Annotated in this window: 19 protein-coding genes; 15 read left to right on the forward strand and 4 right to left on the reverse strand. The window is 57.2% G+C overall.

What is annotated here, in order from left to right:
• Window positions 1-7: 7 nt before the first annotated feature.
• The 4 genes from HQL76_13285 to HQL76_13300 all read left to right on the forward strand — a co-directional run bounded on the left by HQL76_13285 (window position 8) and on the right by HQL76_13300 (window position 4,464).
• Complete coding sequence (locus HQL76_13285) at window positions 8-532, forward strand: response regulator (GenBank protein ID MBF0110137.1); 525 nt, start codon at window positions 8-10, stop codon at window positions 530-532.
• 254 nt (window positions 533-786) lie between these two features.
• On the forward strand, window positions 787-1,017 hold the full coding sequence (locus HQL76_13290) for an acyl carrier protein (protein ID MBF0110138.1): 231 nt from the start codon (window positions 787-789) through the stop codon (window positions 1,015-1,017).
• A gap of 88 nt (window positions 1,018-1,105) precedes the next feature.
• Complete coding sequence (locus tag HQL76_13295) at window positions 1,106-3,013, forward strand: HAD family hydrolase (protein MBF0110139.1); 1,908 nt, start codon at window positions 1,106-1,108, stop codon at window positions 3,011-3,013.
• Window positions 3,014-3,015: 2 nt separating this feature from the next.
• Window positions 3,016-4,464, forward strand: coding sequence for a hypothetical protein (locus HQL76_13300; protein MBF0110140.1), 1,449 nt, complete (start codon window positions 3,016-3,018; stop codon window positions 4,462-4,464).
• A 30-nt stretch (window positions 4,465-4,494) separates the two neighbouring features.
• Here HQL76_13300 and HQL76_13305 read toward each other — a convergent pair whose 3' ends face one another.
• Window positions 4,495-5,529, reverse strand: a complete 1,035-nt coding sequence (locus tag HQL76_13305; GenBank protein MBF0110141.1) for a hypothetical protein — start codon at window positions 5,527-5,529, stop codon at window positions 4,495-4,497.
• 30 nt (window positions 5,530-5,559) lie between these two features.
• Entirely contained in the window at window positions 5,560-6,948 is a 1,389-nt protein-coding gene (locus HQL76_13310) for an MBOAT family protein (protein MBF0110142.1), read from the reverse strand.
• Window positions 6,949-7,374: 426 nt separating this feature from the next.
• Between HQL76_13310 and HQL76_13315 the strand changes: the two genes are divergently transcribed.
• From HQL76_13315 to rlmH, 7 genes are all read left to right on the forward strand, one after another.
• Window positions 7,375-8,214 (forward strand): endo alpha-1,4 polygalactosaminidase, encoded by an 840-nt coding sequence (locus HQL76_13315; GenBank protein ID MBF0110143.1) that lies wholly within the window; start codon window positions 7,375-7,377, stop codon window positions 8,212-8,214.
• Complete coding sequence (locus HQL76_13320; protein MBF0110144.1) at window positions 8,211-8,687, forward strand: hypothetical protein; 477 nt, start codon at window positions 8,211-8,213, stop codon at window positions 8,685-8,687. Before HQL76_13315 ends, HQL76_13320 begins: the two co-directional genes overlap by 4 nt.
• Window positions 8,688-8,715: 28 nt before the next feature.
• Window positions 8,716-10,566, forward strand: coding sequence for a hypothetical protein (locus HQL76_13325; protein MBF0110145.1), 1,851 nt, complete (start codon window positions 8,716-8,718; stop codon window positions 10,564-10,566).
• A 196-nt stretch (window positions 10,567-10,762) separates the two neighbouring features.
• The gene (locus HQL76_13330) at window positions 10,763-12,025 is read left to right on the forward strand and encodes a glutamate-5-semialdehyde dehydrogenase (GenBank protein ID MBF0110146.1); all 1,263 of its coding nucleotides are present in this window, start codon (window positions 10,763-10,765) and stop codon (window positions 12,023-12,025) included.
• Window positions 12,022-12,672 (forward strand): nicotinate (nicotinamide) nucleotide adenylyltransferase, encoded by a 651-nt coding sequence (nadD, locus tag HQL76_13335; protein ID MBF0110147.1) that lies wholly within the window; start codon window positions 12,022-12,024, stop codon window positions 12,670-12,672. Before HQL76_13330 ends, nadD begins: the two co-directional genes overlap by 4 nt.
• A gap of 102 nt (window positions 12,673-12,774) precedes the next feature.
• Window positions 12,775-13,152 carry a ribosome silencing factor gene (gene rsfS, locus HQL76_13340; protein ID MBF0110148.1) on the forward strand — a complete coding sequence of 126 codons (378 nt, stop codon included), beginning with the start codon at window positions 12,775-12,777 and terminating at the stop codon, window positions 13,150-13,152.
• Window positions 13,149-13,625 carry a 23S rRNA (pseudouridine(1915)-N(3))-methyltransferase RlmH gene (gene rlmH / locus HQL76_13345; protein MBF0110149.1) on the forward strand — a complete coding sequence of 159 codons (477 nt, stop codon included), beginning with the start codon at window positions 13,149-13,151 and terminating at the stop codon, window positions 13,623-13,625. The genes rsfS and rlmH overlap by 4 nt, the downstream gene beginning before the upstream one ends.
• A 21-nt stretch (window positions 13,626-13,646) precedes the next feature.
• Here rlmH and HQL76_13350 read toward each other — a convergent pair whose 3' ends face one another.
• On the reverse strand, window positions 13,647-14,639 hold the full coding sequence (locus tag HQL76_13350) for a polyprenyl synthetase family protein (protein ID MBF0110150.1): 993 nt from the start codon (window positions 14,637-14,639) through the stop codon (window positions 13,647-13,649).
• A gap of 418 nt (window positions 14,640-15,057) precedes the next feature.
• On the opposite strand from HQL76_13350, the gene maf reads away from it, so the two are divergent.
• The 4 genes from maf (at window position 15,058) to HQL76_13370 (ending at window position 20,026) form a co-directional block, all read left to right on the forward strand.
• Window positions 15,058-15,675 (forward strand): septum formation inhibitor Maf, encoded by a 618-nt coding sequence (gene maf / locus HQL76_13355; protein ID MBF0110151.1) that lies wholly within the window; start codon window positions 15,058-15,060, stop codon window positions 15,673-15,675.
• A gap of 53 nt (window positions 15,676-15,728) precedes the next feature.
• The gene (locus HQL76_13360; protein ID MBF0110152.1) at window positions 15,729-16,568 is read left to right on the forward strand and encodes a DUF1698 domain-containing protein; all 840 of its coding nucleotides are present in this window, start codon (window positions 15,729-15,731) and stop codon (window positions 16,566-16,568) included.
• 56 nt (window positions 16,569-16,624) lie between these two features.
• Complete coding sequence (locus HQL76_13365) at window positions 16,625-18,028, forward strand: PDZ domain-containing protein (protein MBF0110153.1); 1,404 nt, start codon at window positions 16,625-16,627, stop codon at window positions 18,026-18,028.
• Window positions 18,029-18,214: 186 nt separating this feature from the next.
• Window positions 18,215-20,026 carry a hypothetical protein gene (locus tag HQL76_13370; GenBank protein MBF0110154.1) on the forward strand — a complete coding sequence of 604 codons (1,812 nt, stop codon included), beginning with the start codon at window positions 18,215-18,217 and terminating at the stop codon, window positions 20,024-20,026.
• A gap of 24 nt (window positions 20,027-20,050) precedes the next feature.
• Here HQL76_13370 and HQL76_13375 read toward each other — a convergent pair whose 3' ends face one another.
• A complete protein-coding gene (locus HQL76_13375; GenBank protein ID MBF0110155.1) occupies window positions 20,051-20,260 on the reverse strand; it encodes a hypothetical protein in 210 nt (69 codons plus the stop codon).
• Window positions 20,261-20,315: the final 55 nt, after the last annotated feature.

The following is a 20,315-nucleotide window of genomic DNA, read 5'->3' on the forward strand; positions in this document are numbered from 1 at the left end:
CAGTTCCATGAAAACGATCCTCTGCATCGATGATGACGTCGTTCTGTTGCCGTTATACCGGAAAATACTGGAGAACAAAGGATTCCGTGTGATGACGGCGGATAACGGCGTGACCGGACTGGCGCTGCTGCATCACCAGAGGATCGATCTGTTGGTCACCGACATCCTCATGCCCGACATGGATGGAATGCAGATCATGCTCGCCATCCGCGGAATGAAACCCAGACCGCGGATTCTCGCCATCAGCGGTGGCGGTCAATACCTCGAAGGGGAAACGCTGCTCGAAATCGCCCAAACCATGGGGGCCAACGAAACCCTGGAAAAACCCTTCACGGCGGATGAACTGTTCGCCGCGATCCGGAAAATTAAATTCGACGACGATCCGGGTACGCAGGAGGTCGGAAAAACATCCGATCCCACCCATGGCACCCCCATGACCCTTCATGGCCGGGAAGATCATGAGAATACGGTGATCGGACCGCTACCCGCACGCAACCCCACCACCACATCCATGACGCCATTGCCCCGATGAGAAGAAAACATCAGGAGCCTGTCGGAATATCTTGAAGAAAATCAGGATCGCATCCATTATGAAACCGACCGTGAGGCCGGTGATCCGATCGGATGTGGTGGTTTCGAGTCTTCCCACAAGTCCGTTGGCCACACCTGCGATGAAACAGCCTGGGGCATAATGGCTGTCCGACACGGTTTGTTGACAAACGGGAAACGCTCCCGTGCAACAATGATTCTTGATGGTTGGAAGGCGCGGATATGACACGGGAAGAGATGCTGAAACGGTTGATTCCAATCATCCGGGAGGTGTTCGACGATGAAGATTTCGAGCCTACATTGGAAACCCGGCCATCGGAGGTGGAAACCTGGGATAGCCTGAGCAACATTCGGCTGTTCCTGGCCGTAGAAAAGGCATTTTCCTTCCGTTTCGATACCGCGGAAATCGGCAGCGTCGAAAACGTCGGAGAATTCGTGGACCGGGTGCTGGCAAAACGCGCCTCGTGACCGTTCGGAAGGGGCCAGACCGGAAAACCCAGCATCAATGGGCCCCATCCACGGTCGGGACGGTCCATCCAACCCCCTCAAGAATGCCATGAACCACCTTCGTCTCGAAACGCTGCCGTGGCTTCTGCCCGCACCCGGTGATTTTTCCAAACGGTGCAAGGATGCCTTGTTGGTCCCGGCAGTCGAACAGGCCGAACGATTTCGTGAACTTGCCGGTTACGCCCTGGATCTGGATGCCTTGACCCGGCTGGCCCGGAGTCTTCGCAAGGCCCGGGCTTCGCGAAACGCCGAAACCGATTCGGTCATTCGGCTCGGGCTCCTCGGCAACGCCACGACGGGCCTGTTGGTGGATGCCATCGAGTCCACCGCTTGGCGCTACGGGTTGGACCTGGAGGTGGTCGCGGCGGACTTCGGACAGGTCGAACAGGCGGTGATGGATCCAGACGCCCCCCTGATCCAGGCCCCCCCCGAGGTGGTACTCCTGGCCCTGGACCATCGTGGACTCGGATTCCCGATGGATTTCAAGGATCAGGATTCGTCCATGCACGGGGAGGATGTCTGCGGACGCGCGTTGGCGCGAATCAATGAGATACGCAGGCGCCTTCACGAGGCAGGTTCCTCCACGGTGATCGTCCAGAACGTCCCCTTTCCCGCCGAAACCCTGTTCGGCGCCCTCGACCTGCGAATCGGCACCACCCTGCGCAGCCGGATCGACCGATTCAACCGGATGCTCCTGGAAGCATTGGACGACGGGGCCGACCTGTTGCTGGACGTAGCGGGACTGGCCTCCTCCCTGGGCCTGGACCGCTGGCATGATCCAGTGCTCTGGAATCAGGGTAAAATACCCTTTTGCCTGGAATTCGTTCCGCTGTATGCGGACCATCTCCTTCGCCTGCTGGCCGCGCTCAAAGGAAAATCCCGAAAATGCCTGGTGCTGGATCTGGATCATACCCTCTGGGGCGGCGTGATCGGCGAAGACGGCATGGACGGTATCGTCCTGGGCGAGGGTACGCCCCTCGGCGAGGCCTATCTGGCGGTACAACGCATGGCCTTGAATCTCTCCAGGCGTGGCGTGGTTCTGGCAGTCTGCTCCAAGAATACCTTGGAGGTGGCCAAACAACCGTTTCAGTCCCATCCGGAAATGCTGCTCACCCTGGAGGACGTGGCGATTTTCATGGCAAACTGGCAGGAGAAGGCCGACAATCTGCAAGCCATGGCAACGCAACTGAATCTGGGTCTGGACGCCTTCGTGTTTCTGGACGACAACCCCGTGGAACGGGCAGGGATGAGAAACCGGCTTCCCATGGTAGCCGTGCCGGAATTGCCGGCGGATCCCTCCCACTATCCCAGAATCGTTCTGGGCGCCGGATATTTCGAGGCGGTACATTTTACCAGAGACGATCGGCAGAGGACCGCCCAGTACCGGGCCAATACCGAACGCGCACAACAGCAAAGCCGGTTTCAAAACCTCGATGCCTTCCTGGTATCCCTGGAGATGAAGCTCGCCTGGGGACACTTCGACCCCATCCATCGTGGCCGGATTACCCAGTTGGTCAACAAAACCAATCAATTCAATCTCACGACTAAACGTTACACAGAATCCCAGATCGAGGCCATGGCTTCCGATAAAAACAGGTTCTGTCTTCAGGCGCGGCTGACAGACCGCCATGGCGACAACGGAATAATTACCGTAGTTGTCGTCGAGAAACGGAAAAAGTGCTGGGTGGTGGATTCCTGGTTGATGAGCTGCCGCGTTATGAACCGCCGGGTGGAGGATGCGGTGTTCCACATCCTGGTGGAGCAGGCAAGGCGCTTGGGAGCTGAACTCATCGAAGGTCGGTTCGTTCCGACCGGGCGCAACCAGCCGGTGGAAAACCACTACCAGCGATTGGGATTCAAACCGGTGTCCAGGGAGGGTGAGACAAGCGTATGGCACTTTTCGGTCCATACCCATAAAGAAACCATCCTGCCCATGTCCATCACGGGGCCCGGTTGATCATGACATCCAACCGATTTGTCATCGATTCTTCGGCAAGTCGGGCGTTTGCCGTCCTGTCCGGTGATTTCAATCCCATCCATCTGGATCCTCTGTCCGCCCGCAGGATGAAATTTGGCCGGACCATCGTCCACGGCATGCATCTTTGTCTTCAGACGTTGGAGCTTGGTTTGGCAGACGGGGTGTCGTCGGTGCGACCCGTTGCCATGAAAGTGAGTTTCTCCAGGCCCGTCTACCATGGACAGACGGTATTGCTTGAAGAAAAGCCCGGGAAAGGCCGACGGCGGTGGACTCTTTCATCGGAAGAGGGAACGGCTTGCACGGTGACGCTCAAACTGTCCGGAAAGGATGCGGCTTTGCATCCGGGGACAGCCATGGACGGAATCGTGGATACCCCCTGGCCGGGAATCGACTGCACCGTGCAAAATCCTTGCGAGGTGGTTGGACTTGCCGGAATCCTCGAACCGTGCCTGGATCAAGACGGTCTTACCCGGATGTTCCCGGTCCTCGCCCGCCGTCTGCCCCATTCGATCATCGTCTCCCTGCTGGCCGCCACCCGGATTGTCGGCATGATCTGCCCTGGATACCACTCCCTGTTTTCAGGTTGTTCCCTGGATTTCTCCGACAACGCGCAAATCCGATCGGAACTGGCTTATCGCGTCGAACACTGGGATGAACGTACCGACATGGTAACCATCGCACTTTCGGGTCTGGGCGTGCAGGGAACCCTGGAGACCTTCTTCCGTTCGGCGTCCGTGAACCAGACCACGATGGATGTGGTGCGGAGGATGGTGGCGGCGGATGCTTTCGCGGACTGGAACGCCCTGGTGGCAGGAGGTTCCCGGGGATTGGGCGAGGTGACGGGAAAAATCATCGCCGCCGGAGGCGGGCGCTGCTGCCTCACCTATGGACAGGGGGCTCTGGACGCACAACATGTGTGCAAGGAAATCACTGCCGCCGGGGGGCGGTGCGGCACGCACCATCTGGACATTCTCAAGCGCGACACATGGACCTCCGTCCTGGAATGTGGTCCGTTCAGTCATCTGTTCTATTTCGCCTCGCCGCCGATTCTTTTCAACACATGGGGAAACTGGCGGGAAGATCTCTATCGGCGCTACGTCGATTTTTATCAGGATGCCTTTCGGGAAATCATCGATTTTCTGCTTGATGCCGAACCACGGAAACCAAAGCCTCTCGGTATCTTTTATCCCTCCACGGTGTTTCTCGATACCCCGGAACCCGGAGCGGACGAATACATCAAGGCCAAAGAGGGAGGCGAGCGGTTGTGCGATCAATTGAAACAAAGGCACGGAGACCTGCTTGACATCCACTGTCCGCGGCTGCCCAGGATGCTGACGGATCAAACCGCGTCGGACGCCGCACCGACCCAGGATCCCTTGAAGGTAATGCTCGGCCAACTGTCGGCCATGGCCGGGAAAATCTCGCGGTGAAAATAGTGACGAAAAAAAGGGGGCCAACCACTATTTTATACGTATCGCGGTGTCGTTGGTAACGGACTCAAGGTCTGCTCTTGTGAGGTGTCGCAGATGGGGCAGCAGCTCCCGGGCGGTGTCTCTGGAAAACCGTCGGGCTTCCTCTCCGGGCATATGGAAGCCATCCACCGAACGGTAGCCTCCGAGGTCACTGTCAAGCCAGATGCCTCCAGCCCGGATAAACGCGGAAGAAAAGGCATTCTGGTCAAATCCGGAAACCTCATCGGCAATGGCGGAGAGAGAAGGGGCCAGTGGCATGCGAATGCCGAAAACCCGGAAACCTTCTCCGCTCCAACGTCGAACGAAGGTGAAGACATCCTCCATGACCCTGGGCGAAACACGCAACGCTACAGCTTTATATTTATTGATGTAATCCTCTCTGGAAATGTCATCCGTCTCTTTCAGGGTCTGGTATTCCCACCATCCGGTATCATCATGAAGAATGACCTTGGCAGGCAGTTCCTTCGTCGTTGATTTTGGTTCATGTCGTTTGTGCCAAGCGCTGTGAAGCAGGGCAAAGGAGGTAGGCAGGAAATAATCGAATCCACCCGTATACCGAATCAGCATCAAATCGCCGAAAGAGACATTTTTGAAGGGGAGATAATAACGTTCATTGTAGACATCGGCCTCCGTCAAAGTGTTTGGTGTGAATCCCAGAAGGATGGCCCGAACTTTCGAAGTTGGATTCACCTGCTTTTCCGTGGCGCTCAGCAGGACCGGGTTCATGGAGAGGGCGGGAAAGCCGAAATTATAGATGGAAATCCCCGGCAACACGGTCTCCATGTCCCTGGGGGAAAAATCGGTGGACACTGGAGAGTTGCCGAAAATGACCAGGTCATGCAGCCTGGTGTTGTTGGCTTTGAGGGTGAAATGGCGATTGTAGCTTTCCGATTTGTTGCTGACGCCCCTGTTATTGACCGGCAGCAGGTCGGTGTCCTCCACCACCAGGATCATGGCCAGAAGATAGAAAAGGACTCTGGCGGTTGGTTCGTGCAACCAGTCGATGATCTGGTCTTTCCGCATTGACCTGCTCCAAAAGGCGCCGGATTCGGGTTAAAACTGAAAATAGATGAACTCCGCCCCGCTGCCACGCAAATAAATGGCGATAATGGCCATCAAGGCCACAACCATCGGTCCACCCAGGAAACCACCCATGGCACTGCTGCCCATCTTCCTGTCCAGACCGGTAAACATATAGAGTTCCCGCAGCAGCACCGTACCGATCAACAGGCTGATCACGCCGAAATCCCGGATGGAAAGGAACTCCCCCAACCCAAGGCTCAAGCCGTTGTGAAAGGTCAACATGCGGAACAGAATTTCGCCCAGTTGGCTCAAGGATTGCGCCCGGAAAATGGTCATGGCGACGATGACCTGGAAGAAGGTCAGCAGCCAAGCGATCCATCGCCCCAAAAACAGCTTTTTCATGCGCATGGGCCAGCGGGTAACGATTTCGATGTGCAGGTAGAGGCCGTGAAGAGCGCCCCAAAGGATGAAATGCCAGGCGGCGCCGTGCCACAGGCCAGAGAGCAACATGGTGATCCACAGATAGACGATCATCCGTTGCTGACCGAGCTGTCCGCCCGTCTCCCGCAACTGGTCGATTTTCTTTCGGACCATGCCATGAAAGATGTAATCCCGGAACCAGGAGGTCAGCGAAATGTGCCATCGATCCCAGAACTCCTGGATGGAGGTGGCGATGTAGGGATGGTTGAAGTTGATCTGCATGTCATAGCCCATCCATTTGGCCAGACCCCGGGCGATGTCGCTGTAGCCGCTGAAATCGCAATAGATTTGAATGGTGAAGGCCAGGGCGATCAACCACCAGTAGATGCCACTGCCGGAAACCACCGGATCGGCGAAGGCTGTCGCCACGAACATTGCAAGGTTGTCGGCGATGACCACCTTCTTGAAATAACCATGCACCACCAAAACCATCCCCTCCCATCGGGCCTCACGGGTGATGGGTCGCGCCGTCAGCAATTGTGGCAGCATGTCCCTGGCCCGGATGATCGGACCGGCCACCAGTTGCGGAAACAAGGAAAGGTAGGCAAAAAAGTGCAGAACGCTGCGGGTCGGTTTCAGTTGTCCGTTGTACACATCGATGGTGTAGCTCATGGACTGAAAGGTATAGAAGCTGATCCCCAAGGGAAGAATCAGCATGAACTCCGGTGTATGTACCGTCCCATCAAGCGACATTCCGAACAGGTCGGCGATCGACTCCATGTTCTCCATGAAAAATCCATAGTATTTAAAACTGAACAGAATACCCAGGTTCCCAACCAGAGAGAATGCGAGAAATGACCGCCGCGCCCTTGGATAGCGGTCCATGCCCAAGGCAGCGAAGAAGTCGATCAATCCACTGACGAGAAGGAGGGAGAGAAACCGGTAATCCCACCAGCCATAAAAAAAGAAGGAGGCGCAAACGAGGAACAGCCAGCGCATGGTGCGATATGGTCGGATGAATGGCCACAAGAGGATGAAGGCAAGGAAGAAAAGGATGAAGATTTTGGAGTTGAAAAGCATTATTGGGCGATGCTCGCTTCAAAGAGAAAAATTTTTCGTCGGCATCGCTCCATGGCCGTGGGGGACACCGGAGAATTCATGGGGACATGGCGACCATGTTTGAATATACATCAGTCGGCGAATCATCTCAAAGAGGTGATCTGGTCATCGACGCGCGGAACGGATTTTCGAGCATAACGCAACACACTCACTTGCGATCACCTTCTTCTTCCAATGGTTATCACATCGATGTCCCCTCCGGCCCTGCATTGCCTTTTTTGGTTCGGGAGGGTTTGCATTTGTCTCCCGGGCAGGGCATTCTCTGGGGAAACGTCCGCATTTCAGACACGAGCCATGAGAATCCGTTTGTTTCGATCGATCCTGTCCACAATCGCCCTGGCAATCTTTTTTCTCGGGGGGGCCGCCGTGGTCCGTGCCGAATCCTGGGTAGTCTACTATTCCGACCAGGAGCCTGATACGCGCTTCGAATCCTATTCGCTGATCGTTTTCGACAGCCTCTATCATCCGCCACTGGAACGGCTCAAGGAACGGGGAAAGATGATTCTGGGCTATCTGAGCCTGGGCGAAGTGGAAGACCATCGAGATCATTTCCAGACGGTCAAGGAGATGGACCTTCTGTTGATGGAAAACGAAGACTGGCCGGGCAGCTTCTTTGTCGATGTCCGCAAGCCGGCATGGACCGCCATGGTGATCGAATCATTGATTCCGCAACTGTTGCAGAAGGGTTTTCATGGATTGTTTCTCGACACCATGGACAATCCGGGTCATCTGGAAGACCTCGACGCCAAACGATACCGGGGCATGCGCCAGGGGGGAATCGACTTGATCAAGGCGATCCGGCGAAATTTTCCCGACATCCCGATCATGATCAATCGCTCTTTCGACCTTCTGGACCGGGTCCTTTATGATGTGGACATGGTCCTGGCCGAATCGATCCGCAGCCTTCCCGACCCCTCCACCAAAAGCCATCGCCTGACCGACAACGCCGAATACGAAGCGACCGCCACCCGCCTGCGCCGCCTCAAGGAGATCCGACCCCGGCTGGAATTGTACTCCCTGGACTATTGGGATCCCGACGACCCCAAGGGACAGGCAGCGATCTATCGCCAGCAGCGGGAACATGGATTCAATCCCTACGTTTCCACCATCGAATTGAACCGGGTCATCCCCGAACCCGCCCCATGATACGATTGCCCCTTTTGCTGCTGGCGTTGTTTCTTTTCCCCCTCGCTGGAAAATGCGCCGAGGAACCCACGGCGGTTGAAATACCCCGGGTTATCCTCTCCTTTTTCGACTCGAAAAAAACCAATGGTCAGGCCTGGTTCAGCAATACCCACAAATACGCCGAACTGCCGCTCAATCATCTGGGTCTGGTCGTCCGCTATCAGGACATCCACCAACCCCTGCCCGATCCCAATACCCTTGACGATGTCCGCGGCGTCCTCTGGTGGGAGGACAACCAGCAACTAGCCAATCCCGTCGTTTTTCTCGAATGGGCCATAACCATCATGAACGTGGGCAAACGATTTGTCCTGATGGGCCCCCCCCCCCTGGTCCGCGGATCTCAAGGGAGTTGCCACTCCTGTAACGCCCATGGAAAAATTTTGGCGAACGCTGGGATTTGGTTTTCAGGACCAATGGGTCTCCTTTACCCATGATCTGGAAATCGCTTACAAGAATCCCGAAATGATTGGTTTTGAACGTCCTTTGCCGCAACATTTTCCCGGATATCTGCAAATTCTTCCCGGTTCCCCCGATGCCACGGCCCATCTCAAGGTGCGCCACGGCATGAAGGGCGGTACGGAAAACATCCTGGTGGCAACCACTCCTCGCGGCGGTTTCGTCCCTCCTGATTTTTCGCTGTTCTTTTCCAGAAATCCCAACGAGGATCGTGATTTCGCTCAGTGGATCATCAATCCCTTCGAATTTTTCCGCCATGCGTTCGCCACCGATGATCTTCCCAAACCCGATGCCAGCACGTTGTCGAACCGGAGGATCTACTACAGCCATATCGACGGCGACGGGCTGCGCAATCTGACCGAAGTTCGCCCCTATCGCGACAAGGGATTGACCGCCGCCGAGGTTATTCTCGAAGAGGCAATCCAGGGCTACCCCGAACTTCCCGTGACGATCGCCCCGGTCGTCGGCGACATCGATCCACAATGGTTTGGATCGCGCAAATTCATGGAGATTACCGAAAAACTGCTTGCCCCACCACAGGTCGAGGCAGGCAACCATACGTTAAGCCATCCGTTGGATTGGGGGTTCTTCGAGCACTTCGATCCGGCCCGGGAGCTGCCCTACCTCAAGAATTATCCCACCCCCGCGGATGAAGGCACCTCCAATCGATTGTTGGATGCCCTCGGCTTCAAGAGGAAGAAAAAGACGGTCTCGATCGATACCTCTCTTTGGCGCAACATTCCGGTCCGTGTCGATGACCCCGAGAAAAACGATCAACCAGAGAAAAAGACACGTTACAACGATTACAAGACACCCCGTGCCTATGCCATCAAGCCTTTCAATCTTCATGATGAACTTCAGGGGGCAAACCGCACCATTGAACAGTTATTGCCTCCGGGAAAGAAGGTCAAACTGTTGCAATGGTCGGGAAATACCCTGCCCTTCGAACGGGCCCTGCGCGAATCCCGTCTTCTCGGGATGAAAAACATCAACGGCGGCGATACCCGTTTCGATTCCGAATATCCTTCGGTGGCCTGGGTGGCACCATTGGGGCGAACGGTCGGGAAGGAATGGCAATGTTACGCCTCCGCCAGCAACGAAAACACCTATACGAGCCTCTGGACCGATCATTTCTTTGGTTTCAAGCATCTGGTGCAAACCATCAAGAACACCGAATCGCCCCGACGTTTGATTCCATTCAATCTTTATTATCATTTTTATTCCGGGGAAAAACTGGCGAGCATCAACGCCCTCAAGTATAACCTTGATTACGCCCGTTCCCTGCCCTTGGCGCCGGTCGCCGCAAGTTTTTACGCCTCGGTGGCGGAAGGGGCGATCCATGCACGGTTGTTCCGGCTCCCCTCCGGGGCCGTGGAAATCCGTGATCGCGGCGATCTGCAAACGCTGCGTCTGGATCGCGCCGTGCTCAAACAGGTCGATCTGTCCCAATCGACGGGGGTCATCGGTCAACGCCATTATCAGGGGAGCCTGTATATCGCCCTGGATGGCCAGGTTGCCACTCCCAGGATCATGATCGTCCCCTACGACACCCCCGCCAGGCCCCCCCCTTCCCCACACCCCTACCTGATCGAAGGACGGTGGCGCCTTTCCGGGCTGTCCCGGGGCGACACCCAGGGATCCTTCACAGTTTACGCCCAGGGGTTCGGCAAGGGAGAGATGACCTGGCAGGTGCCGGAGGAGGGCGACTACCACATCGAAACGTTCGATCAAAATGGCAAATCCCTGGATCGGATCGAGGTTCGTACCGGGGCCGAGGATGGGCTGTTGCGTTTTGTCCTGCCAACGCCGGCGTTGGAGGAAATTCGGATCGTCGTGGCGCGAAAGACTGGAACATAGGTAACGGCCCAGACCCCTTTTTTCTTTCAATAATCCCGAACCGAGGGGGAGATACCTGGGCGACGACCGGGTTGCGCCGGTATGGAAGATGACGGATAATTCGCATGAACTGGGTCTGGAACAGGTTGCTGTCGCTCCAAATGATTGAAAACCCTGGCCCAAATCCATGCCATCCAAGCCAACGAAAGGAACGATGATGGATCCGGTCGGGGATATGATCCAAATGGGACAACAGGCGCGCCAGGCGGCACGTCTTCTGACACGGGCCTCGGGGATGGCGAAGAATGCCGCCCTGAACGCAATGGCGGAAGGATTGAGGAGCCAGTCCGGCCCGTTGAAACGGGAAAACGACCGGGACCTTCAGGCCGCTCGGGAAAAAGGACTTTCGGCGGCCATGCTCGATCGCCTCCATCTGACCGATGCCCGGATCGAGGCCATGGCCACGGGAATCACCCAGGTCGCGGCCCTTGAAGATCCGGTCGGCGAAATCACCGAAATGAAGCCACGACCCAACGGTCTGATGGTCGGACGGATGCGGGTCCCCCTGGGGGTGATCGGCGTCATCTACGAATCGCGTCCCAACGTCACTGCCGATGCCGCCGCCTTGTCGGTCAAATCGGGCAACGCCATCATCCTTCGCGGTGGATCGGAGGCGATTCATTCCAACCGGGCCATCGTAGCGCTGCTGGCTGCCGGATTGATCAAGGCCGGACTGCCGCCGCATGCGATCCAGTTCATCGATACCGCCGACCGCGCCGCCGTCGGCACCCTGCTGTCCATGAACCGGTATGTCGATGTCATCATCCCCAGAGGGGGAAAGGGATTGATCGAACGGGTCATGGCCGAATCCCGCATTCCAGTCATCAAACATCTGGATGGCATCTGCCATACCTACATCGACGAAGAGGCGGATCGCGACATGGCAATCGCCCTGACCCTCAATGGCAAAATGCAGCGAACGGGGGTCTGCAACGCCACCGAAACCCTTCTGGTTCACGCAAGCCTCGCCGATTCGTTTCTCCCCGAGGTCGGCGCGAAACTCAAGGAAGCGGGATGCGTCATGCGTTGCTGCGCCGAATCCCTGAAACGACTGGCCCCACTGGGTGGAGTCCCGGCGACGGAAGAGGATTGGGATACGGAATATCTCGATGCGATTCTTTCCATCCGGGTGGTTGAGGATCTGGAAGAGGCGATGGATCACATCGAACACCATGGTTCGCAACATACCGAGACCATCGTCACCCGCAATCATGACCGCGCCATGCGGTTTTTGCGCGAGGTCGATTCCTCGTCGGTCATGGTGAACGCCTCGACCCGATTCAGCGACGGGTTCGAATATGGCCTGGGGGCGGAGATGGGTATTTCCACCGACAAGCTTCATGTACGCGGTCCGGTGGGGCTCGAAGGGCTGACAACCTTGAAATACATCGTCCTGGGCACGGGACAGACCCGCGGATGAGTCGGCGGGTGGGAATTTTCGGCGGGGCGTTCAATCCACCGCATCTGGGTCATCTGCGGGCGGCCCTGGAAGTGCTGGAAACCCTGAACCTGGAAAAAGTGCTGCTGGTCCCTTCCGGACGGCATCCGTTCAAGGGAGAGGATCTTCTGGCACCGCCACACCATCGAATGGCGATGACCGGGCTGGCTTGCACGGGGGTCCCGGGCCTGGAAGCCTGCGACATCGAGGTGACACGGTCCGGGGTCGCCTACACCATCGACACCCTGTCCGACCTCGCACTCCGGCATCCGGGGGTGGATCCGGTGTTTCTCATGGGCAGCGATCTGATCGACGAGTTGCACCTGTGGAAGTCATGGCAGCGGCTTCTCGACATTGCCCATGTGTGCCTCATGACCCGTCCAGGAGGCTCGGGGACCCATGATGACGGTCCGGCCATGGAATGGCTGCAGCGGCACGAATGCCGCGATCTGGAACTGTTTGCCCGGGATCATCCGCGCCGATTTGGTTATGTCCGGGTTTCCATTCCGCCCCTGGCGATCAGTTCCTCGGAGATTCGTCGCCGTATTCGTTCGGGGCGATCGATCCGCTTTTTGACAACCGACCAGGTCGTGGACTATATCGACCATCACCGTTTGTACCGCGATTGATCGGGAAACCCGCATCGATCCGGCCCACATGGATCCAGCGAGCCGCGGCAATCGCCATGAACTGGCTGGCGCCATTCACCAGGCGCAATTTTGGGGAGTGACATGGACAGTGAATCGTTGATCGATGTTCTGAAACAGGGGCTGGATGAAAAAAAAGGAGATGACATTCGAATCATCGATCTGCGTACTCGTGCCTTGTTCGCCGATTTCTTCGTTCTGGTAACGGGTACCTCCAGGACCCATGTCGCCGCCTTGGCCCGGGAGGTCGATCGGCTCGCGAGCCTCCACAAGATCGATGTGTTGGGCTGCGAAGGATTGGGCGAAGCGAGCTGGGTCCTGATGGACCTGGGGGACGTGGTGGTCCATCTGTTTCAGCGTCAGACCCGCACCTTTTTCAATCTTGAAAAATTGTGGAGTCCGCAAACCATAATGATCTCCCATCCGGAAACCGCTTCCCTGGCCACCGGTACGGAAAGATGAGGGTTACGGTCGTGGCGGTGGGGCGGGGCATGGACCCGGCCATCGCCCATCTGGCCAGGGACTACCAGGGACGGTTACGGCGCATGCTGCCGGTCGAATTGTTGGAAGTGGCAGAAGAACGCCGACCACCGGGACAGCCGGGCCGCAAGGAAGAGGCCATGGCGCGAGAGGCCAAACGGATTGCAAGCCGCATTCCCGACGGGGCGATGGTGGTCCCCTTGGACAGCGGCGGCACCCCCCTCTCCTCCCTGGAATTGTCCCAGCGTCTGCAACAATCCATGGAGAACCAAGTCCGGGAACTCACCTTTGTGATCGGGGGGCCGGATGGTTTGGACCGAACGCTTCTGGAAGATCGACATTGGATCCTCTCCCTGGGACCCATGACCTATCCCCACATGCTGGTGCGGGTTTTGTTGCTGGAACAGCTCTATCGCGCCATGAGCATCCTCAAGGGAATCCCCTACCATCGGTGAACCGGTTTCCGGCGTGTCGTGTCAGTGGTGGCGTTCGACCGAAAAGGTTGCCAGTTTGACGAGGGCGTCGCGTTCCCTGGAAGGGGGAAACCGGGAGGCTGCCGTCACGGCCGCTTCGGCAAGGTCACGGGCGCGATTCATGGCATAGTCAAGGGAACCCCGCTGGCGAACCAGTTGAATGGCCCGTTCCAGGCTTCCTTCGGGTTGACTCCTGTTTTCGATGCACAGACTCCAGAAACGTCGTTCCTCTTCGGAACCATGATGGAAGGCGTGAATCAGGGGCAGGGTAATCTTTCCCTCCTGGAAATCATCGCCGATCCCCTTCCCCAGGGTTTCCCGGGTGGCGGAATAATCAAGGGTATCGTCGATGACCTGATAGGCCTGACCCAGGAGCTGACCATAGAGGGCCAGGTTTTCTTCCTCTTCGGCGGAGCGGTTGTTGAGAACGGCGCCGATACGCACGGCGGCGGCAAAAAGGGTGGCGGTCTTCCGGGCGACCACTTCCATATACTGGGCTTCGCTGGTGGCCAGGTTGTTGCTTGCCAAAAGCTGCATCACCTCTCCTTCGGAGATGATGGCGCAGGCATCGGCAATCATCTTGAGGATGCGCAGGTCGCCGTGTTCGACAAGCATCTGAAAGGCGCGAGAGAAGAGAAAATCGCCAACGAGAACCGGGGCCTTGCTGCCCCAGACGGCGTTGGCGGTCTGTTTTCCCCGGCGGGTCAGGGATTCATCCACCACGTCGTCATGGAGCAAGGTCGCGGTATGGATGAATTCGACGACCGCGGCCAGAACGTGATGTCCCTTTCCGGAATAGCCGAACATGCGGGTCGTCAGAAGGGTCAGGATGGGGCGCAGGCGTTTGCCACCGCTGTTGATCAGGTGAGACCCCAGTTCGGGAATCAGGGGAACCTGGGAATCGAGCCGGTCACGGATGACGCGGTTGGTGGCATCCAGGTCGGGGCCAATGATGCCACGAAGATGGTCGAGCACCGATTGATCTTTATTGCGCATCGAATGGCCCGACTGGTCCGATTGATCGGGATTTCGCGGGGGCACCGAGGTCTCTGGCTGGACGAAGGCATCCATCGAGGGAAAAGTCCGTGGGGCGGTTTTCATCGTTGATTGAAAGGGGACCGTTGGCGGCGATGGCCTCGCCTTATGACGGTGCGTTTGCAGCGATGACATCGCCTTCGACGGTGCATTCGCCTTGAATTGCGGCAGAATATGTCGATGTTGGCCTTGTCGTCAAGTGTTCATTCATTCATCGGAACCGGTAATCCGAAAAACGTTTTTGTCGCGGGAATCGACCGGGGATGGCGGCCCGGCAGGCAGAGAATCGGGCCTGGGCATGGATGGCATGAGCGGGGCGAAGGAGCCTTGGGCGTGGATCAATGTCTGGCGTTTGCGGGCGTGAGGTGGGATCATGGGAATGGTGGCACCGGGTTTGGCAGGAGTGGGCCATGTGCGGTTGGCTTCCGCATCCGAACGTCGGCTCATGCTGTTGCGTCAGTTGGGACTGGAACCGGAGGTCATGGCGGTGGACATCGATGAATCGCCACATCCCGGAGAGAACCCGGTCGCGTATTGCCTGAGAATGGCGCGGACGAAGGCCTCGACGGGACATGGACCCGGAATCGGTCTTTGCCTGGGGGCCGACACCGTGGTCATTCGCGATGGGGAAATCCTGGGCAAGCCACGCGACGCGGACGAGGCACGTCGGCATCTTCTCGGCTTGTCCGGGAGGGCGCATCGGGTGGCGACCGCCGTCGCGGTGGCGGCAGGAAGGGGCCCGTCGATACAAAGCGCGGTGGCGGTCACGGATGTATGGTTCAAGGTGTTGACCCTCGGGGAAATCGAAGCCTATCTGGCATCGGGGGAATCGATGGACAAGGCGGGGTCCTATGGCATTCAGGGGTTGGGCGCCTTCATGGTGACACGCATCGAGGGTTCCTATACGGGGGTTGTCGGATTGCCACTGTTCGAAACCGTGTCCCTGTTGCGCTGGGGAGCACATCTGTATCGACTGGAGGGAGACGCCGGGGGGTGATGGCGGCGTCGTGACGGGTTCATGGTTCGAGAAAAGCATGAAGGGGAGTGTTCATGGTTCGGTCCTTGAAGAAGGCCCTGCGGCCTGTTCTGGAACGGTTGGGAATGTTGACTCCTTATGATCCTCCCAACTATCGCGAGGTGATCTTCGCGGCGTTGACACGATTGCATCCCCATCTGCGGGGGCAAAGGGTCCTGGAGATCGGACCCAAGGATGGCAAGGATTCCCGACGACTGGCGGGCCTGGGACCCAAATCCCTGGTGATGATGGACATCCCCGCCGAATACACACAGAATGTCATCTCGACCCGGGTCACGCCGCGAGAACAGCTTCCTTCCTGGTTCCAGGAAATCGAGCTGGCGGACAAATCCTATATCGAAGGCAACATCCTGTACCTTCCCCGGGAAAAACTCGCCGAGTTGGGGGTGTTCGACCTGATCTGGTGTACCGGGGTTCTGTACCACAATCCGGAACCGTTGCGTTTTCTCAAACGTCTGTTTCATCTGCTTGCACCGGGGGGAACGCTGATTCTGGAAACGTCCCTGACGCGGCATCCACTGTTGCGCCATTTGAATTGCGTCGAAATCCTGTGGCCCAAGTCCCAACGGTGCCTTCGGGTCGGAGAGGACGACAACCTGTTGATTCCCAGCCGGGTCGTTCCCGATACCCGAATGTCGCTTTCGATACAAAGCAACGTCTCCCATCTTCCCTCGCGCATGGCCGTCTTGAGCTGGTTGGAAATGGTGGGTTTTACCGACATCGATGAAATTCCCATCCCGATTCCCGAGTATGCCCGGTTTGCATTGTCCGCGCGCAAGGGGGAGACGAAAGGATATACCTACAGCAACCGAGGTCCCCACCCTTCCCCCTATTGTATTGGGGATTCGTTATGATATAGGATCATTGCGCGTGCCGGTACCGGCCCTCCCCTGGCGGCGTGAGGATGATCTTGAAGACCATTGAAAAAAAGATTGTCATCAGAGCGGGGGAACGGCATTGCCCCTGGTCGTATCGTGCGGTCATCAAGCCGATCCTGATTTTTTTCCTGGGATTTGGATTGTTCGCCACGACGGCGGGATGCGGCGGCGGGGGAACGACGACGGGCGAAACGGAACAGTCCACCGGGGATACCATCACTTCCGAGGATTCTTCCTGGACGACCGTTGAAAAAAACGAGTTCGTCCTTGCCCGGATGCGGGAATGGTATCTGTGGTACGAATCCATTCCATCCCATCTCAAGGGGAGCGATTTCGATTCTCCCGAGGCGGTCCTGGAGGCGGCCCGCGACCAGGACCGGGACCCGTGGAGTTACATTACCTCCCTGGCGGACATGACGGCGCGACTTTCGACCGGGGAGTTCACCGGAATCGGCATCCGTACCCGGCAGGATGAGGCGGGGCAGTTGTGGATCACCCAGGTCTTTTCCGACTCTCCCGCCGCGACGGCAGGATTGAAACGTGGCGACCAGATCCAAAGCATCAACGGTCGGACCCCGGCACAGATCACTGCCGATGACGGCTGGGACACCGCCTTCGGCGCCGATGCCGCCGGGGTCGTCGTCGCATTGGCGATCCTGCGCCAGCCATCGGCGAATCTTTCCTTTTCCGTGACCAAGACGACCTTCATCGTCGATTCGGTGCATGATCGCAAGGTCATCGACCAGGGATCGACCCGGATCGCCTACCTCGCCTACGATTCGTTCACCAATGCCTCGTACTCCTCCCTCCTGAATGCGTTTTCCTATTTCAAGGCGATGAGCGTTTCCGAAATGGTCCTGGATCTGCGCTACAATTCGGGAGGTCTGGTCAACATGGCGGCCCTTGTCGCAAGTTTCTTGCGGGATGCCTCCAACGAAGACGTTTTTGCCATTCTGCAATACAACAATCGCCATTCCGATGACAATGGCACATTGAATTATACCCGCCTTTCGACGGACCTGAATCTTTCGCGCGTGTTCGTGATCAGTTCATCCACCACCTGTTCCGCCAGCGAAATGCTCATCCAGGGGCTCAAACCATTTTTGACCGTGGTTCAGGTCGGCACCACCACCTGCGGCAAACCGGTGGGAATGGATGTGGTTTCCTTCGATGATCAGGTCCTGGCCGCCGTGACGTTTCGCATCGTCAACGCCAATGGAGAATCGGATTATTTCGATGGCTTGACCCCCACATGCATCGCCGACGATGATCTTTCCCGCGATTTTGGCGATACCGCCGAATCCTCCCTGGCCTCGGCCCTCTCCTTCATCAAGAATGGCGCCTGTCCGGTTTCCAGCAAACGTCGCCTGCCCATGCGTCGTTTCGTAGCCCGGCCCGCAAATCTTCCCGACTCGGGGCGGGAAGGAATGTGGTGATCATTGCCACCGGGTGATTCTCCAATGAAGAAAGGGGAGAATTTTTTAATAACAAATTAAAATTGTTAAAAAAGAATCTGGACTGTCTGTCATGGTTGGGAAAAGAAAATTGTATCAATTTTTTCTATCGGCAAATGGCTGGCAAACGCAATTTGAATATGGTAAAATTCCCAACTGAATGACAAAATGGGAAAGATTACGCCATTGCCGATGAAACGAAGTGGGGATTGGGAAATGATGGGAAGATTGTTGGGTAAAATGCGGTTTCGGACGTTGATCGTCCTTGTTTTCACCATTTCCTACAGTGTTTTTATCGGGGTGATCACCTTGAATTTCATGTCCATCGGTGAGGTCCGGGACATGGGCCGTCGGTTGCTCCAGGGTCCGATCGAGCAGCGAATCTTCTGGCAGGATATTGTGTTGGGGGTGGAGAAGGGGGAAGGTTTGCGCCGTCAGTTCCGCCTGGACCCCAGGGAGGAAACGGTGCAGCGGATGGAACGGTTGCTTGACGGAATTGGCGCTTCCTTGAGCGGACAGGTGTCGTTGGGCGACGCGAGCGCCGGGACGATGTTGACGGAATTGAACGAATACCGAAAGGAATTCCTGGAACTGGTCCACACCCGGACCATGTTGGACCAGTCACGCCAGCAGTTGGTCAAACGGCGGGAGGCGGTGGAGACCATCATCTACGAGGCGGACAATCCTGGTTTGGAGAAAGCGCTGGAAGAATTCATCATCGTCGAGATGACGTTTTTTGCCGACATGGCGGCGGAAGCGAAGGTCAAGGGGGTTCGGGTGATGTTGGACCGGCTGCAACGGGATGGGGCCTCGATCAAGAGCGAGAAGGGGCGCAGCGGTCTGGTGCAGGCGATTGCGGGTTATCGAAAGGAGTTCGACGATTTTATCGACTTTCAAACCCGTATGCTGACCCGGTCGGAGAGTTTGCGATACATCGCGGAAAAAATGGTGGGCGATGTCAACCAGAGGACGGAGGTGGCGCGCGCGGGGGCGGAAACGGCGTCCCAGGCCACGGACGACAAGGCGCGGCAGGCGCGGATGACGGCGTTGATCTGGACGGGGATCGGGATTCTGGTTTCCCTTCTGATGGCGTTCGTGTTTGAACGGAGGATCAACCGTCAATTGGGCGGGGATCCGAATGAACTGGCAACCATTGTATCGCATGTCGCCGATGGCAATCTGGTGGATGCGGTACTCAATACCTGCGAGGGCAATTCGGGGGTCATGTGTGATTTGCGTGGGATGTCGGTCCATTTGCGTTCGACGGTCCAGGAAATCCGGTCCATAGCGGAGGATGTCGAATCGGGGGTGCGGGACATGACGGCCAACACGAGGATTTTGACCGATGGCGCCGTTGCCCAGGCGACGGCCATCGAGGAGACTTCCGCGGGGATGGAGGAGGTGACGACGCTCGTCCGGACCAACAGCGACAATGCCCGTCAGACGGAGGAAAAGGCCAACCATGCGGCCATCGAGGCCCAGGAGAGCGGAGCGGCGGTGGCCCGGGCGGTGGTGGCGATGCGTGACATCGCGGGACGGGTTTCGATCATCCAGGAGATTGCCCGGATGACCAATCTGTTGGCGTTGAACGCGGCGATCGAAGCGGCGCGGGCGGGTGAACATGGACGGGGGTTCGCGGTGGTTTCCGCGGAGGTGCGAAAGCTGGCGCAGCGCAGTCAGATTGCCGCCGGAGAGATCGATGCTCTGGCGACATCGAGTCTGGAAGTCGCGGAGGATGCGGGCAATCGTATTCAGCGGCTTTTGCCGACGATTCTGGCGACCGTGGAAGAAGTTCGTGGCATGGCGGCGGCGGGAAGCCATCAGGAGTCGCAAATCGGGCAGATCGATCATGGGATCAAAACGTTGGAAGGGGTGATCATGGAAAACCGGGCCGCGACCGAAAAAATTGCCGCCACGGCGGAACTCCTGGCGCAAAAGGCGGCGCAGCTTCCCGAGGAGTTGTCTTTCTTTCGGGTATGAGACAAATTCAAAATTCGGGTTTAATTATTGAAAGAAAAAAGGGGTCTGGGGGATTGCCCCCAGGGTTTTGATTTTGTTTTTGACTTTGATTTTGATTTTGTTTTTCACGCGCCATTTCACCCGAAGCGGTTTCTCGCGTGGTTTTTGCGAGAAACCGCGCAGGCGCGCGCCTTGGTCCGGATCTTTTCGCGGTTTTTGCGAAAAGATCCGGACGCATTGCAAGTTTTCATGCAAGGCGTTTGTCCTTCAGCGCCCGAAACGCGCAGAAGGACACACCAAGGCGCGCGCC

It is taken from the genome of Magnetococcales bacterium, assembly GCA_015228815.1.
Lineage (GTDB): Bacteria > Pseudomonadota > Magnetococcia > Magnetococcales > UBA8363 > UBA8363.

What these genes read in the sequence shown, in the direction of transcription:
- nadD (MBF0110147.1), top strand. Translation starts at nt 12,022, where the DNA reads ATGAGTCGGCGGGTGGGAATTTTCGGCGGGGCGTTCAATCCACCGCAT.
- HQL76_13310 (MBF0110142.1), bottom strand. Translation starts at nt 6,948, where the DNA reads ATGCGCTGGCTGTTCCTCGTTTGCGCCTCCTTCTTTTTTTATGGCTGG.
- rlmH (MBF0110149.1), top strand. Translation starts at nt 13,149, where the DNA reads ATGAGGGTTACGGTCGTGGCGGTGGGGCGGGGCATGGACCCGGCCATC.
- HQL76_13325 (MBF0110145.1), top strand. Translation starts at nt 8,716, where the DNA reads ATGATTGGTTTTGAACGTCCTTTGCCGCAACATTTTCCCGGATATCTG.
- HQL76_13370 (MBF0110154.1), top strand. Translation starts at nt 18,215, where the DNA reads ATGGGAAAGATTACGCCATTGCCGATGAAACGAAGTGGGGATTGGGAA.
- HQL76_13350 (MBF0110150.1), bottom strand. Translation starts at nt 14,639, where the DNA reads ATGCGCAATAAAGATCAATCGGTGCTCGACCATCTTCGTGGCATCATT.
- rsfS (MBF0110148.1), top strand. Translation starts at nt 12,775, where the DNA reads ATGGACAGTGAATCGTTGATCGATGTTCTGAAACAGGGGCTGGATGAA.
- HQL76_13295 (MBF0110139.1), top strand. Translation starts at nt 1,106, where the DNA reads ATGAACCACCTTCGTCTCGAAACGCTGCCGTGGCTTCTGCCCGCACCC.
- HQL76_13360 (MBF0110152.1), top strand. Translation starts at nt 15,729, where the DNA reads ATGGTTCGGTCCTTGAAGAAGGCCCTGCGGCCTGTTCTGGAACGGTTG.
- HQL76_13300 (MBF0110140.1), top strand. Translation starts at nt 3,016, where the DNA reads ATGACATCCAACCGATTTGTCATCGATTCTTCGGCAAGTCGGGCGTTT.
- HQL76_13285 (MBF0110137.1), top strand. Translation starts at nt 8, where the DNA reads ATGAAAACGATCCTCTGCATCGATGATGACGTCGTTCTGTTGCCGTTA.
- HQL76_13290 (MBF0110138.1), top strand. Translation starts at nt 787, where the DNA reads ATGCTGAAACGGTTGATTCCAATCATCCGGGAGGTGTTCGACGATGAA.
- maf (MBF0110151.1), top strand. Translation starts at nt 15,058, where the DNA reads ATGGTGGCACCGGGTTTGGCAGGAGTGGGCCATGTGCGGTTGGCTTCC.
- HQL76_13330 (MBF0110146.1), top strand. Translation starts at nt 10,763, where the DNA reads ATGGATCCGGTCGGGGATATGATCCAAATGGGACAACAGGCGCGCCAG.
- HQL76_13305 (MBF0110141.1), bottom strand. Translation starts at nt 5,529, where the DNA reads ATGCGGAAAGACCAGATCATCGACTGGTTGCACGAACCAACCGCCAGA.
- HQL76_13320 (MBF0110144.1), top strand. Translation starts at nt 8,211, where the DNA reads ATGATACGATTGCCCCTTTTGCTGCTGGCGTTGTTTCTTTTCCCCCTC.